General features: G+C 61.5%; 12 protein-coding genes. 5 read left to right on the top strand and 7 right to left on the bottom strand.

The features are described 5' to 3' along the window. A partial coding sequence (locus ASG19_RS23110) for an IS3 family transposase (protein WP_156466600.1) occupies positions 1-153 on the top strand: 153 nt, incomplete at its 5' end. Positions 154-830: 677 nt separating this feature from the next. Then, positions 831-2,021 (top strand): formaldehyde dehydrogenase, glutathione-independent, encoded by a 1,191-nt coding sequence (gene fdhA, locus ASG19_RS23115; RefSeq protein ID WP_062463529.1) that lies wholly within the window; start codon positions 831-833, stop codon positions 2,019-2,021. Between the two features lie 87 nt (positions 2,022-2,108). Here fdhA and ASG19_RS23120 read toward each other — a convergent pair whose 3' ends face one another. Next, positions 2,109-3,512, bottom strand: a complete 1,404-nt coding sequence (locus ASG19_RS23120) for a DUF6880 family protein (RefSeq protein WP_062463652.1) — start codon at positions 3,510-3,512, stop codon at positions 2,109-2,111. Between the two features lie 156 nt (positions 3,513-3,668). Here ASG19_RS23120 and ASG19_RS23125 point away from each other — a divergent pair, with 156 nt between their 5' ends. The 3 genes from ASG19_RS23125 (at position 3,669) to ASG19_RS23135 (ending at position 5,975) form a co-directional block, all read left to right on the top strand. After that, complete coding sequence (locus tag ASG19_RS23125) at positions 3,669-4,337, top strand: pseudouridine synthase (protein WP_062463655.1); 669 nt, start codon at positions 3,669-3,671, stop codon at positions 4,335-4,337. Between the two features lie 9 nt (positions 4,338-4,346). Next, complete coding sequence (locus ASG19_RS23130; RefSeq protein WP_062463532.1) at positions 4,347-4,970, top strand: class I SAM-dependent methyltransferase; 624 nt, start codon at positions 4,347-4,349, stop codon at positions 4,968-4,970. 78 nt (positions 4,971-5,048) lie between these two features. Further along, the gene (locus tag ASG19_RS23135) at positions 5,049-5,975 is read left to right on the top strand and encodes an alpha/beta hydrolase (RefSeq protein ID WP_062463536.1); all 927 of its coding nucleotides are present in this window, start codon (positions 5,049-5,051) and stop codon (positions 5,973-5,975) included. Here ASG19_RS23135 and msrA read toward each other — a convergent pair. The 6 genes from msrA to ASG19_RS23165 form a co-directional block, all read right to left on the bottom strand. Further along, on the bottom strand, positions 5,965-6,666 hold the full coding sequence (gene msrA, locus ASG19_RS23140) for a peptide-methionine (S)-S-oxide reductase MsrA (protein ID WP_062463539.1): 702 nt from the start codon (positions 6,664-6,666) through the stop codon (positions 5,965-5,967). The two genes, ASG19_RS23135 and msrA, sit on opposite strands and share 11 nt — an antisense overlap. 92 nt (positions 6,667-6,758) lie before the next feature. Then, complete coding sequence (locus ASG19_RS23145) at positions 6,759-8,765, bottom strand: CocE/NonD family hydrolase (RefSeq protein WP_200933945.1); 2,007 nt, start codon at positions 8,763-8,765, stop codon at positions 6,759-6,761. A 20-nt stretch (positions 8,766-8,785) separates the two neighbouring features. After that, the gene (locus tag ASG19_RS23150; RefSeq protein WP_062463542.1) at positions 8,786-10,429 is read right to left on the bottom strand and encodes an ABC transporter ATP-binding protein; all 1,644 of its coding nucleotides are present in this window, start codon (positions 10,427-10,429) and stop codon (positions 8,786-8,788) included. Continuing rightward, complete coding sequence (locus tag ASG19_RS23155; RefSeq protein ID WP_062463545.1) at positions 10,422-11,249, bottom strand: ABC transporter permease; 828 nt, start codon at positions 11,247-11,249, stop codon at positions 10,422-10,424. The genes ASG19_RS23150 and ASG19_RS23155 overlap by 8 nt, the downstream gene beginning before the upstream one ends. Next, positions 11,246-12,253: an ABC transporter permease gene (locus ASG19_RS23160; RefSeq protein WP_062463661.1), complete on the bottom strand. Its 1,008-nt coding sequence runs from the start codon at positions 12,251-12,253 to the stop codon at positions 11,246-11,248. The genes ASG19_RS23155 and ASG19_RS23160 overlap by 4 nt, the downstream gene beginning before the upstream one ends. Before the next feature lie 95 nt (positions 12,254-12,348). Further along, entirely contained in the window at positions 12,349-13,938 is a 1,590-nt protein-coding gene (locus ASG19_RS23165) for an ABC transporter substrate-binding protein (RefSeq protein WP_062463547.1), read from the bottom strand. Positions 13,939-14,259 lie beyond the last annotated feature (321 nt).

Raw genomic sequence — 14,259 nt, forward strand, 5'->3', positions numbered from 1 at the left:
CGGGAGCGGATACGCCGGAAGGTCTATCGCTCAAGAGACGAAGCCAGGCAGGACGTGTTCGACTATATCGAGATGTTCTACAACCCGAAGCGCAAACATGTCAGAAACGGGATGCTGTCGCCCGTAGAGTTCGAAAAGCAGCAGAAAACTTAACCCGAGGGTGTCTAGGAAACTCGGGGCTATTCAAATACGTTTGTCGGTAAGTTGATTTGTTGGCATCCTGTTCTCCTGCGGACCCACTTTGGGGGTGGAATAACAGGTAACGCGGTGAGTCTCAGTGAAACGCTCAAGTGATTTAACGCATTGATATTGAACCACTTTGCATCGTTCTGAAACGCCTTGGAGAAGATGCGGTTCGGACACCCTCTCCGCCATGCCGAACCTTAAGCCGTGAGGCTCCCATTACCCTGTGGAATCTCTCGCCTGCGCCCTTGTACCATCGGGTGTGTTCCGCGCTCGAAGCAACCTCTGCTTACCGTTCGTCATAGAAATTAACACACCTCCATCTGCCTTAACGCAGTCACAGCGTTTCCACGTCGGAGCGGCGTTCCTGAATGACGTCTTGTCTGTTCTTCGGGCGCTCTGACCTGTGCGCTATTCGGAAGTCTTCCTCGCCAAATCGCCACTCGTCGCCATTGCATCTCCGCATGTCGTTGTCGCGGCAGTCGAATGGGAATGATGGTGGTCTGCTGCTGGGGTTGAGGTACATTGTTTTGCTCGCCTGATCTTTTCGAGGAGGAAGAGATCAGGGAATGCGGCGGAAGTGCCGCTTCTAGCGAACTGCCGGCGAGCAGCATTGGCTTTCCGTCTAACCCAGAGGAGGAATGGGCATGAGCAGGAACAGAGGTGTCGTGTATTTGCGGCCGGGCAAGGTCGAGGTGAGGGATATCGACGACGCCAAGCTTGAGGCGCCGGATGGACGCCGGATCGAGCATGGCGTTATCCTGAAAGTGATTTCCACCAATATCTGCGGGTCAGACCAGCATATGGTGCGCGGGCGCACGACGGCCTTGCCGGGTCTCGTGCTTGGCCACGAAATTACCGGCGAGGTCATCGAAAAGGGCGTCGATGTCGAGATGCTTGAGATCGGTGATATCGTTTCCGTGCCCTTCAACGTCGCCTGTGGCCGCTGCCGCTGCTGCAAGTCGCAGGATACGGGCGTCTGCCTCACCGTCAATCCGTCGCGCGCGGGCGGCGCCTATGGTTATGTCGATATGGGCGGCTGGATCGGCGGCCAGGCGCGTTATGTCACTGTTCCCTATGCCGATTTCAATCTTTTGAAATTCCCGGATCGCGACCGGGCGATGTCGAAGGTCCGCGATCTGACGATGCTGTCGGATATCCTGCCGACTGGTTTTCATGGGGCGGTCAAGGCAGGCGTCGGGGTCGGGTCGACGGTCTATGTCGCGGGCGCCGGTCCGGTCGGTCTTGCGGCTGCGGCGTCAGCGCGCATTCTCGGTGCAGCGGTCGTGATGATCGGAGACTTCAACAAGGATCGTCTTGCCCACGCCGCAAAGGTCGGCTTCGAGCCGATCGATCTGTCGAAAAGCGACCGGCTCGGGGACATGATCGCCGAGGTGGTTGGGACAGACGAGGTCGATAGCGCCATCGATGCTGTCGGTTTCGAAGCCCGCGGACATTCGGGTGGCGAACAGCCGGCTATCGTTTTGAACCAGATGATGGAGATCACCCGCGCGGCGGGCTCCATCGGCATTCCCGGCCTTTATGTGACGGAAGATCCTGGTGCGGTGGATGACGCCGCAAAAAAGGGCAGTCTGTCGCTTCGGCTGGGTCTCGGCTGGGCGAAGGCCCAGTCCTTCCACACGGGCCAGACGCCGGTGTTGAAATACAATCGTCAGCTCATGCAAGCCATCCTTCACGACCGTCTGCCGATCGCCGACATCGTCAACGCAAAGATCATCTCGCTTGATGAGGCGGCGCAAGGCTATGAAAGCTTCGATCAGGGGGCCGCGGTCAAATACGTGCTGGATCCGCATGGGGACCTGACGAAAGCCGCGTGATCTCACCGGCCGAGTGCAGCCCGCTACCCTTGTCCGGCGCCATATTGGGTGCCGGACAAGGCAGATTTGCCTAACGCTACCAAGTCCTCACGCCACATGGTTCCAGAAGCCACGCTTGTTTGCGTGCAGGCGCTTTAGCGCTGCGACATAGGCCGCGTGGGACATGAGCGTGCCGGGATCGAGGATATGGGGCGCGAGGGCTTGGGCTGTGCCGAGGTGCCGGGCTGCGTGCTTGTAGCGGCTGGCTTTTCCATGATCGAGCGAGAAGTCGATCATGCTGCGCAGGATCAGGGTTGCGGCGAGCGGATGATGGGGGGCGAGCATCTCGGCAGCTGATGTCATCAGTTCGTAGAGATCGCCATTCAGTTCTGCCGTCCTGGTTGTCACGAGTCGTGCTGCCTGGGTGAGTGCCGGCCAGCGCAGGAAGAAGGCGAGGGCCTGGTGAACATCCGGGGAAGTCTGGGCATAGGCAAACGCTCTTTCCTCGGCGTCCATATCGTCGAAGTCCGGCAGGCGTTTCAAGAATGCGCGCAGGTGAATGTCGCTGAGCGACTGTTCGAACCATCGCCAGCGATCGGCCTGGGCTTCCTCGGTGCGTCCCAGGGTTTCCAGCGTCTCGGCGCGGGCGAGCTGCCATTCGATCTCGCGGTCTGGCGAACCGGTTATTTCGGCGCCATCGAGCGCCTGCAGCGCTTCTTCGGCGCGCCCTGCGGAGAGGAGACGGCGAGCTATTTCGGCAGCGATTGCCGGTATCCGTCGGGTTTTCTCCGGCTGTTCGCCAATGTAGGCATCCACATCTCCTGTGGCATCGGCGATTGCCTGAAGCGCGATACGCACTGTCGTCTCATCATGCCGGTCGTGCCTCGGTGAGGTGGTGCCGATGCTTTCCCGGGCGCTTTCGTCGGGCTCGTTCAACCACTGCACAAGCAGCGATTTCAGGCGGTCGAGGCCTTGAGTGCCGAGGGCCGGGGCCATGGCTGGAATGAACGGGTCGAATTGGCCGTGGCCATTGTTCTGAACCGCCGCCAGAACCCTGTCGGCAAGAATATCGGGGTCGATGCCTGATCCGCTGGCGATGATGCCAGCATCGCTGCAGGCTTGATGGAAACTTGCAAGCAGCGCGCCGCTCGCATCGTCCGTTCTGTCGAAGATCGGCTCACCGAGGGCAAGGAACTGCCAGATCAGCTCGAAGCCTTCGCCCGGATCGTCCGGTGCCACGGTCTCGACGATCGTCTTGCGCTGGGTTTCGAGGTCGGCCTTCGTCGATTTTACCCGCCGCCAGCTGATGACGGTTCGGGCGCGCGCGATGCTGCCGAGCCGCTTGCGAACTTCGCGCGCCACTTCTTCGCTGCTGTGGCTGCCGGCCAGTTCCATTCGAAGCTTGCGCTTGTTTGCGGCGCTGCCCATGCTGATCTCGATCAGCAGCTCGGCAAGCCGTTGCGTGCCGAGCGCTTCAAGGTTCTTCGCGTTGAGGGTCGTCTTCGTGGCCATGGGGATGTCGATGCGGTCTTGCGTGAGGTGTCGGAAGCGACAGTTCAGAACCGGACCGGGATTTGCAAGTGTTTCGGCCCGGTTTTCGCCATCGGCCTGCTGCGGAGCGCTGTTGGGGAGCTTCCGCCACGACGGAATCATTGGTAGATGGTCGCCATGAACGTGCTTTCAGATGCCGATCCGATCTATAACCCGCCGCAGGATCCCTATCTTTCGCTGCTGCATCGCGATGCGCATCTGCTTGTGTTCAACAAGCCGAGCGGCCTGCTTTCGGTGCCCGGGCGGCATCCGGCGCTGTCGGACAGTCTTTTGACGCGGGTGCAGAAAGAGTATCCGGAGGCGCTGATCGTGCACCGTCTGGACAAGGATACATCCGGTGTCGTGGTGATGTCGCTCAACCGCCGGGGGCATGCGCTTGTCGCAGCGCAGTTTGAAGGGCGCACCACGCGGAAATCCTATGTGGCCGAGGTCTGGGGAAGGGTTGAGCAGGCGGAAGGCGTGGTCAATCTGCCGTTGGCGATCGATCCAGACAACAAGCCGCGCCACCGCGTCGACACCGATCACGGCAAGCCTGCCCAGACACGCTGGCAGGTGATGGGATATGGCGAGAAAAGGACGCGGCTGCGGCTGTATCCGCTGACGGGCCGCACCCATCAGCTGCGCGTGCATATGAAAGCGCTCGGTCACGTCATCCTCGGCGACGCGTTCTACGCGGATGGCGATGCGCTTCTGGCTGCGAACCGTTTGCTTCTCCATGCCGAAGAACTAAGCTTCCGCCATCCTGACGGTTCGGACGTCACGTTCACCGCTCCAACGCCCTTCTGAGATCGGACATTGGCACAAAACCTCGAGAAAACGCCGCTGATCGTCGATTTTGTCGGCGGCGCAGTCGGTCACCGTTTCCGTTCCGGCGAGGGCCGCAAACAGGACCTGCCGAAGGCCGTCGGGTTTTCGAGCGGCACGATCCCTGATGTTGTCGATGCGACGGCGGGTCTTGGCCGCGATGCGTTTCTGCTGGCATCGCTCGGCGCGCGCGTCACGCTGATCGAGCGATCCGAAACGATGCATGCGCTGCTTCTGGAAGGGCTCGAACGGGCGAGGGCCGAAGGCGGGCGTCATGCGGAAACCGTGTCCCGGATGACGCTGGTGCATGGGGATTCCTGCGTTCTGCTGCCGCAGATGAAGCCGCAGGTGATCCTGATCGATCCCATGCATCCGCCACGCGACAAAACGGCTCTCGTCAAGAAAGAGATGCGGCTGATCCGGGATATCGTCGGGACCGATGCGGATTCGGTGCAGCTCATGCAGGTCGCGCTGGAGGCGGCCCAAAACCGGGTCGTGCTGAAGTGGCCGTTGCGCGCCGATCCGATGGCGGGCGTGCGCAAACCGTCCCATCAGATATTGGGGAAAAGCACCCGCTACGATGTCTTCGTCAAGGCGAAGATCAGCACGGAGTAGTTGGTGATCGCACTGCCGTTGTTGCCCTGTGGCGAAGGTTGCGCATAGTATCCCGCATTCCTTGGGAGTGCCTTGCCGATGTCAGAGAGCGACCAGAAGTCCGGCCCGTTTCCGGAAGAGCCGGGGATCCTCGAATTTCTCAATATCTGCGATCGCTTTTATCCTGCCGATGCCGTGGATGCGCCGATCGACCAGCAGCGGGGCTGGTATGATGCGCTCTGCGCCCGGTTCGACCGGCCGCTGCCGCAAGGTCTGACGTTTCAGGACGAGATGCTCGTCGTGCCCATCCGGCGTTACCGACCCGCGATGATCAGTAGCGAAACTGTTCTTCTTTACCTGCATGGCGGCGGGTTCGTGGTGGGGTCGCTGGAAAGTCACCACGCGATCTGTGCGGAGATTGCCGATTTTGCCCAGGCGGAACTGGTCTCGGTCGATTACCGACTTGCGCCAGAACATGTCTGGCCGGCCCAGACGGACGATTGTTTCGGCGTGCTGAAGCAGCTTTTGGGCGAGGGCCGAAAGGTCGTGCTCATCGGCGACAGCGCCGGCGGCAATCTTGCGGCGGGGCTTGCGTTGCGGGCGCGGGACGAAGGACTTTCTGGGATTGCCGGCCAGGTGCTGATCTATCCGGCCCTCGGCGGCGATCTTGTGTCGGGCTCCTACCGTGAGATGGCCTATGCGCCGGGCCTCACCACGGCCGATGTCGCCTATTATCGCGCAGTCCTCAAGGCGCCAGAAATTGAACCCGTCGCGCATCCGCTTCTGGCTCGCGACCTATCCGGCCTGCCGCCGGCCTATATCACCGTTGCGCATTTCGATCCGTTGCGGGACGATGGTAAGCTCTATGAGCGACGGCTACGAGAGGCGGGCGTCGAGGCGACGTTCCGCGAGGAGCCGCAGATGGTGCATGCCTGGCTGCGTGCCCGCCACATGAGTGCTGGCGCGCGCAGCGGTTTCGCGGCGCTCTGCGAGGCCGTGCGGCAGATGGCGGCGGCTAGCTCTTAGCCTTTGACACCAGAACCGGATCGGCGCGGAATGCACTTGGGAAGATCGCCTTGAGATTATCGATCTTCGGCATGTCGTTATAGACGATATAGGGATAGCTGGGGTTTAGCGTCAGAAAATCCTGGTGATATTTTTCGGCAGGGTAGAAGGCGGAAAGCCTGGAGATTTTCGTAACGATGGCGGCTGGATACAGTTTCGTCGCATCGAGCTGGGCGATATAGGCCTCGGCTACCTTTTTCTGATCGTCGCTGGTGGTGAAGATCGCGGAGCGGTACTGCGTCCCGTGGTCAGGACCCTGGTAGTTCAGCTGGGTCGGATTGTGGGCGACGGAAAAGAAGATCTGCAGCAGTTTGCCGTAGCTTACCTGCTTCGGATCGAAGGTGATCTCGACGGCCTCCGCATGGCCCGATCTGCCCGAGCTTACCGTCTCATAGGTCGCGCCTTTCTGGTCGCCGCCGGAGTAGCCGGAAACGGCGTTGCTCACGCCCTTCACATGCTGGAAGACGCCCTGAACGCCCCAGAAGCAGCCGCCGGCGAAGATGGCCTTCTCGACATCGCCCTTCGCGGCTTCGTCGATCGCCGGCGCCGGAATGGCAACGGCGGCCTCCTGCGCACGCAGTGTCGATGCCGGAAACGCCATCACGACGGCGCTCAGCATTGCCGCCGCCAGACGATTTGCGAAGACTGCCATGAGAACTCCTCCTGTTCGCATGGACTGTCTCAGGGATACCGGCCCGGCGTCAAATCACATCGGCGTAGGCCGCCAGCCACGGCGGGCGACGCCTACATGTGATCGCGGTGAATGGCCTTCTCGAAGGTCTTTTCAAAGATCTTCTTCTCTCCGTCATAGGCAAGGACCGAAGCGCTGATCAGCCAGTCGGTTGCCGTGCAGGCGAGTTTTGCCGTGGAGACGGTACGGACGGACCACCGGTCGCGCCTCATGTCGCAGGTCCAGACCGAAGTGCCCGTCATCGACAGCGGATCGGTCGGGTCGATCGACCAGGTCTCCTCGCGCAACTGCCGGGTGGAAAGGCCGGTGCCCGGATGTTCGAACAGGCCTGTGTCTTCAGCCACTTCGTAGCGCGTCTGGTTTTCAGCAAGGTCACGGGTGACGCTGCGGCGGGTAGTGGAGGGCGCGTGCTCGATATATTTCGGCAGCGGATCCGGGTTCGCCGGCTGCTTCATCTCGAATGTCTCGTGATCGCCGAGAAGCGGCATGGCAAGGCCAAGCGAAGCGATATCGATCGTCACACCGGGATCGACAGGTGGCGGCAGGATCATCGGCCAGTAGGCGGTCGAGAGCGATAGCCGGATTCGGTGGCCCTCGCCGAACCGGTATCCGCAGGCATCGAGATCGAGGCGGATCTCGACCGGTTGGCCGGGAATGAGCGGCTGCGGATCCTCATTGCCGTCGCGATGGGTGAGGTTGATCACCCCGAAGGAAACGCGGGTCGCGGTGCCGTCGGGATGCACATCGACAATCCGGGCGCAAAGATTGGCGAGTTCCGCATCGGCGCGCAGCGTCAAGGTGATGCTCGGACGTCCGAGATAGGTTTTGGCCTCGTCAAGCGGCGCGGTTTGGAAGACCAACGATCCGGCATCGTCGCTGCGCTGGTCGCCGGCGAGTTCCGCGTCGGGTTTGAGGGTAAACCATTCGCCGGCTGCGGTTCCGGTGTCGAGCGGTGACTTCAGATAGTTCTCGTGCGCCGGTGCATGCGGGATCGGCATCCCCTCCAGCAGCGAGCCGAACTGGTCGACGTAGAAGCACTCGCTTTCCGGTGCGCTCCAGTGCTGCTTGGAGACCCAGAAGCCCGGATCGACATCGCGCCGCACCGCCGGTTTCGGGCCGTCGAGAATATAGGCGCGAACCTGGGGCAGGGTTTCTATGCCGTTCTCCTCACCCCGCAGCCAGCGGCTCCAGAAAGCGATCGCCTCACCATGAAAATCGGCGCGCGGTTTCGGCCAGGCGAAATGCGGATATTTGTGAACCCAGGGGCCGAGCAGTGCCTTCGCCTTGTCGCCGAGCCCTTCGACGGCGAGCAGCGGCGTGTTGCGATACCCGTCCGCCCAGCCGGCAATGACGAGCGCTGGAATTTCGATAGCCGCATAATCTTCGCAGATGGAGCCGTGTTTCCAGAACCCGTCGCGGCGCTGGTGGGAAAGCCATTCCTCCAGGAAGAAGGGTTCGTTTTCCAGCCGCTCCATCCACATTTCGAGCCAGCGGTCGCCGACGATATCGGGATCGGGCGAGCGCGACTGATAGGCAAGCATGGTGGCTGCCCAGGACAGCTGGGCCGACAGGTGGCAGCCATTCTTGTAATGGATGTCGTCATTGTAGCGGTCGGTGGTCGAGGCGATCGAGATCACGGCCTTGAGCGCCGGTGGTCTGAGCGCGGCCACCTGCAGGCAATTGAAGCCGCCCCAGGAAATGCCCATCATGCCGACGCTGCCGTTCGACCAGGGCTGTTGTGCAATCCAGGCGATCAGCTCGCAGGCATTGGCAAGCTCCAGCTCGGTATATTCACCGTCGATGACGCCGTCGGATTCCCCGGAGCCGCGGATGTCGACGCGAACGCCGGCGATGCCAGCTGCCGCAAACACCGGGTAGGTGGATTCGTCGCGCGGACTGGTCCCATCCCGTTTGCGATAGGGCAGAAACTCGAACACGGCCGGCACCGGATCGGCGTCCGCATTGTCAGGCATCCAGATGCGGGCGGCAAGTCGGGTACCGTCGGCAAGCCTGATCCACTGGTTCTCGATGACGGTGAAGGAACGGTCAGTCATGGTCATGCGCTCTCAAATATCGATCTTCAATTTCCCGCACTTTCCATCCGCCGCGTCGCAAGCACTTTCTCCAGCCAGCCGAGCTGCATCTCGGGCACGGATTTGAGGAGAAGGTCGGTATAGTCGTCGAACGGTGGCGACAGCGCCTGGGATTTCGGCCCGAAGCGGACGAGCTTGCCGCGATGCATGACGGCGACCGAGTCGGCGATTGCCTTCACGATTGCGATGTCATGGGTGATGAACAGATAAGACAGCTGCTGTTCTTCCTGCAGCTTCATCAGCAGCTTCAGGATCCCTTCCGCCACCAGCGGATCGAGCGCCGATGTGGGTTCGTCGCATAGGATGAGCTCGGGCCTTGCGGCAAGGGCGCGGGCAATTGCCACGCGCTGCTTCTGGCCGCCGGAAAGCTCAGCCGGATAGCGATCGATAAAGCCGGTGCCCATCTCGATCTGGTCGAGCAGTTCCTTGACGCGTGCGGTCTTGGCCGAGCCACGCAGGCCGTCATAGAAGGTCAGCGGACGGCCGATGATGTCGCGCACCGTCTGGCGCGGGTTCATGGCCGTATCGGCCATCTGGTAGATCAGCTGGATGCGGCGCAGGTCGTCTCTCGGCCGGCTTTTCAGCAACGGCGTCAGCGGCCGGCCCTCGAAGGTGATCGCGCCGCTGCTAGGCGCCAACAGGCCGGTGATGACGCGCGCCAGCGTCGACTTACCCGAGCCGGATTCGCCGACGACCGCAAGCGTCTGGCCCTTGCACAGATGCAGGGAAACATCGTGCAGCACCTTGAACCCGTTCGAATACTGGGCGCTGACATGATCGACCCTGAGAACCGCTTCGGTCTGGTCAACTGCCTCCTCGCGGGCTGCCTGGCGCACATTGACCAGCGCACGGGTGTAATCCTGTCTCGGTGCCTCGATGATCTCCTGCACGGGACCGTATTCGACCATCTTGCCGTGGCGCAGCACCATGATGTCGTCGGAGATCTGCGCGACGACGGCCAGATCGTGGGTGATGTAGAGCGCTGCCGTATCGGTTTCCTCGATCGCGTGCTTGATCGCCGCGAGAACGTCGATCTGCGTCGTCACGTCGAGCGCGGTCGTCGGCTCGTCGAACACGATCAGATCGGGTTTGGAGCAAAGCGCCATGGCCGTCATGGCGCGTTGCAACTGGCCGCCGGAAACCTGGTGCGGAAAGCGATCGCCGAAGGTTTCGGGGTTGGGCAGGCCGAGAACCTGGAACAGATAGAGGGCGCGGCTGCGGGCCTCTTCCTTGCTCATCAGGCGATGCTTGACGGTGGCCTCGATGACCTGATCGCCGAGCTTGTGGGCGGGGTTGAATGCGGCGGCCGCCGATTGCGCCACGTAGCAGACACGGGCGCCGCGCAGCTTGCGGATGCCGCCCTTGCCCAGTTGCAGGATGTCGGTGCCATCAAGTTTCACTTCGCCGCCGGTGATCTCGGCACCGCCGCGGCCGTAGCCTAAAGCTGCGAGCCCGATCGTCGACTTGCCAGCACCGGATTCGCCGATCAGGCCTAGAACCTTGCCCTTGGCAAGATCGAAGGAGACGTCGTCGACGATGGTGATGCGCTTGGCAGGCTCGCCCGGCGGATAGCTGGTCGCCTCGATCTTGAGGTTACGGACGGAGAGGAGATGGGATGAAGCTTCATGCATCGCCGCGGCCTCCCTTCAGGCTGGAGGTTCGCTTCAGGAGCCAGTCGACCACGAGGTTGACGCAGACGGCGAGGGCCGCAATCGCGGTTCCAGGCACTAGGGCTGCGGGAATACCGAAGATGATGCCGTCCTTGTTGTCCTTCACCATGCCGCCCCAGTCGGCGGTCGGTGGCTGGATGCCGAGGCCGAGGAACGAGAGGGTGGAGAGAAACAGGATCGCAAAGGCGAAACGCAGGCCGAATTCGGCCAGCAGCGGCGAGAGCGTGTTGGGCAGAATTTCGCGAAAGATGATCCAGATCTTGCCTTCACCGCGCAGCTTTGCCGCTTCCACGAATTCCATCACGGCCACATCCAGCGCCACGGCCCGGCCAAGGCGATACACGCGGGTGGAATCAAGGATCGCCATCACCAGGATGAGTACGATCAGGTGTTGCGGCAGCACGGCCAGCACCACGAGCGCAAAGATTAGCGTCGGGATCGACATCATCAGGTCGTTGAAGCGGGAAAACACCGTATCGACCAGACCACCTGAAACGGCGGCGGTAAAGCTCAGGATGATCCCGAGCGAAAAGGAAATCACGGTTGCCGCCAAAGCGACAATCAGCGTCGTGCGCGCACCGAAGATCAGGCGCGAGAGGATATCGCGGCCGAGATTGTCGAGGCCGAAGAAGAATTGCGCATCGGCCTCCTGCCAGACATTGCCGACGACTTCGGTCTCGCCGTAAGGGGAAATCCAAGGCGCGAACAGGGCGCAGAAGAGTGCGAGCGCGATACCGAACAGGCCGACCCAGGCGGTGATGGGGATTTCTCTCAATCTCATCGTGGATGCCTCAGACGGGGGTTGGCGATGATCGCGAGAATGTCCGCCAACATGTTGAGGAGGATGTAGACGGCCGCGAAGATCAGGCCGCAGGCCTGGACGACCGGCATGTCGCGCACCGTCACAGCATCGACCATGTACTGACCCATGCCGGGATAGACGAACACGACCTCGACCACCACGACGCCAACGACGAGGTAGGCGAGGTTCAAGGCGACGACATTGATGATTGGGGCGAGCGCATTGGGCGCCGCATGCTTGACGATCGCGCGCCAGCCGGACAGGCCCTTGAGCTCTGCGGTTTCCATATAGGCCGACGACATGACGGAGAGGATCGCCGCCCGCGTCATGCGCATCATATGGGCGAGCACGACGAGAACGAGTGTCGCGGTCGGCAGGGCGATCGTCTGGAGGCGCTCCAGAAAGCCCATGCCCTGATAAACGGTGGCCGGAAAGGTGGCGATGCCGAAATTGACGGCGAAATAGAGGATCAGCAGGTAGCCGACGAAGAATTCCGGAAGCGAGATGGCCGCAAGCGAGATCACGTTGATGATCTTGTCCGGAATGCGATCCCGGAAATGCACCGAGAGCATGCCGAGACAGATTGCCAGCGGCACGGCGATGACGGCCGCAAAGGCAGCGAGGAAAAGCGAATTGCCCAACCGGTTGCCGACCTGTTCGGAGACAGAATTGCGGCTTGCCCAGGATGTGCCGAAATCACCCTGCAGGACGCCGCCCAGCCAGTCGAAATAGCGGGTGACAAGGGGCCGGTCGAGGCCGAGTTCGGCGGTGATGTTGGCAACAGCTTCCGGTGTCGCCGACTGGCCGAGATAGGTGGAGGCGAAATCGCCGGGCAGCGCTTCGACGCCGCCGAAAATCAGAGCCGACACTGCCAGAAGCAGGATCAGCGAAAGCACCATGCGCTGGGCAATAATGCTCAGCAGCGGAAAGCGCTCTCTCAAGCTGCGGGCCGGCGAGCCGCCAGCCTCTGTGGAATTGGACATATGGCGCGATCCCGTATCCGAAATGAAGGGTTCAGACCGCAGGTTTTCCTGCGGTCCATATTCATCGGCGGGGCTGGACAAGCCCCTGTCGGGTATCAGGCGTCGAGCCAGACGCGGGTCGCGACATAGCCGTTCGACATGTCGTTGCCGATGTCCTTGACGTAACCCTGAAGCTTCTTCGACGCCGCATTCACGAAGTCGTTGAACATCGGCAGGATCGTGCCGCCTTCATCGCGCACCAGCACCGCCATCTCGCGGTACATTTCACGGCGTTTGGCTTCATCCAGTTCGCCGCGGGCGGTGATCAGCAGCTTGTCGAACTTCTCGTTCTTGAAGCGGGTGTCGTTCCAGTCGGCGGAAGACAGATAGGCGCCGGAATAGAACTGGTCCTGCGTGGCGCGGCTGCCCCAGTAGGAGGCCGAGAACGGCTGCACGTTCCAGACGTTCGACCAGTAGCCGTCACCCGGCTCGCGCTTGATCTCGATGTCGATACCGGCCTTCTTCGCGCTCTGCTGGAAGAGAACCGACGCATCGACAGCGCCCGGGAAGGCAACTTCCGACGTGCGCAGAAGCACCGAGCCGCTATGGCCTGATTTCTTGAAGTGGAACTTCGCCTTGTCCGGATCGTAGGAGCGCTGCTCGATGCCCTCGGGGAAGAGTGCATAGGTATCGTTGATCGGGAAGTCGTTGCCGACCTTGCCGTAGCCACCGAGGATGCGCTTGACCATTTCCTCGCGGTCGATGGACAGTTTCAGGGCCATGCGCAGATCGTTGTTGTCGAACGGCGCCTTGTCGCAATGCATGATGAAAACGTAGTGGCCGCCGCCGGACGTGGTCAGAAGCTGCACCGTCGGGGCGCGGGTCAGAAGCGGCACGGTCTTTGGATCGACGCGGTTGATGAACTGCACCTGGCCGGACGACAAGGCCGCGATACGGGCGGTTGCGTCGTTCATGGTGATGATTTCGACCGTTTCGACATAACCGCGGTCGGAACGCCAGTCGCTGGTGTTCTTCTCGAACGTCATGCGAACGCCAGGCTCGAAGCTCTTCACCTTGTAGGCACCGGTGCCGATGCCGGCGTTCGGCGCGTCGACGCCGCCGTTCGGCTGGATGACGAGATGGTAGTCGGTGAAGATCGCGGGAAGGTCGGCATTGCCGCTGTCGAGCGTCACGACCAGATCGCCGCTCTTGTTTTCGATCGACTTGATGGATTTCAGAACGCCGGCTGCACCGGATTCGGTCTTGCTATCGCTATGGCGCTTCAGGGTCGCGACGACGTCGTCGGTGGTCATCTCCTTGCCGTCGTGGAACTGTACACCCTTGCGGATCTTGAAGGTCCAGGTCTTGGCGTCCGGCGATGGCGACCAGGATTCGGCAAGCGATGGAACCGGTGCGCGGGTTTCCGGATGGGTTTCGACCAGCGTATCGCCCCAGGTGCGGACCGCGGTGAACATCACCTGGGAGGTCGCCTTGGCGGGATCGATGCTGTCGGTCGCGGCACCACCCTCGAGGCCGAGCTTCAGGTTGCCGCCCTTCTTGGGGGCCTGTGCGGAGGCGCTGGTTGCGTAGAGCTGGCTTGCTGCAGCCAGCGTCACGCCCGCTGCCATGGCGCGGCCCATGAATTCGCGGCGGTTCATGCCACCGGTGGTGACCCGGCCGGCGAGATATTTCGTAATGTCGTTCATTTCCCTGTTCCCTTTTATTCGATGCAGTTTTCTGCGTTCGTAGTCTGCGCTGTCTCGCCGGGTTTCCTCTTCCACAGCGGTTTGCGCATTATTCCGTCGATCGTGGGAAATGGTTCGGTTGCGGCCGACATAACTTCCTTTCTGATGCAGTCCCCGGCTCTTATCGTGCGAGCTCTATGCCTCGGGAAATAGTCTGCTTAGCGATCGAAGGCCCGTTGAGGCGTGATGGAGATTACGGTCGCGTTGCCGCGTGGGTGAGCCTTCGCTACGACATTAAGTGCCTTCGATGCGACACATTTAGCAACCCCCCATGGGTTGCGA

Origin of the sequence: Rhizobium sp. Leaf306 (genome assembly GCF_001423425.1) — a bacterium.
GTDB lineage: Bacteria > Pseudomonadota > Alphaproteobacteria > Rhizobiales > Rhizobiaceae > Neorhizobium > Neorhizobium soli.

Bases quoted from the DNA above. Each gene is read 5' to 3' on its own strand.
- fdhA (WP_062463529.1), top strand. From the start codon at position 831: ATGAGCAGGAACAGAGGTGTCGTGTATTTGCGGCCGGGCAAGGTCGAG.
- ASG19_RS23120 (WP_062463652.1), bottom strand. From the start codon at position 3,512: ATGGCCACGAAGACGACCCTCAACGCGAAGAACCTTGAAGCGCTCGGC.
- ASG19_RS23125 (WP_062463655.1), top strand. From the start codon at position 3,669: ATGAACGTGCTTTCAGATGCCGATCCGATCTATAACCCGCCGCAGGAT.
- ASG19_RS23135 (WP_062463536.1), top strand. From the start codon at position 5,049: ATGTCAGAGAGCGACCAGAAGTCCGGCCCGTTTCCGGAAGAGCCGGGG.
- msrA (WP_062463539.1), bottom strand. From the start codon at position 6,666: ATGGCAGTCTTCGCAAATCGTCTGGCGGCGGCAATGCTGAGCGCCGTC.
- ASG19_RS23145 (WP_200933945.1), bottom strand. From the start codon at position 8,765: ATGACCATGACTGACCGTTCCTTCACCGTCATCGAGAACCAGTGGATC.
- ASG19_RS23150 (WP_062463542.1), bottom strand. From the start codon at position 10,429: ATGCATGAAGCTTCATCCCATCTCCTCTCCGTCCGTAACCTCAAGATC.
- ASG19_RS23155 (WP_062463545.1), bottom strand. From the start codon at position 11,249: ATGAGATTGAGAGAAATCCCCATCACCGCCTGGGTCGGCCTGTTCGGT.
- ASG19_RS23160 (WP_062463661.1), bottom strand. From the start codon at position 12,253: ATGTCCAATTCCACAGAGGCTGGCGGCTCGCCGGCCCGCAGCTTGAGA.
- ASG19_RS23165 (WP_062463547.1), bottom strand. From the start codon at position 13,938: ATGAACGACATTACGAAATATCTCGCCGGCCGGGTCACCACCGGTGGC.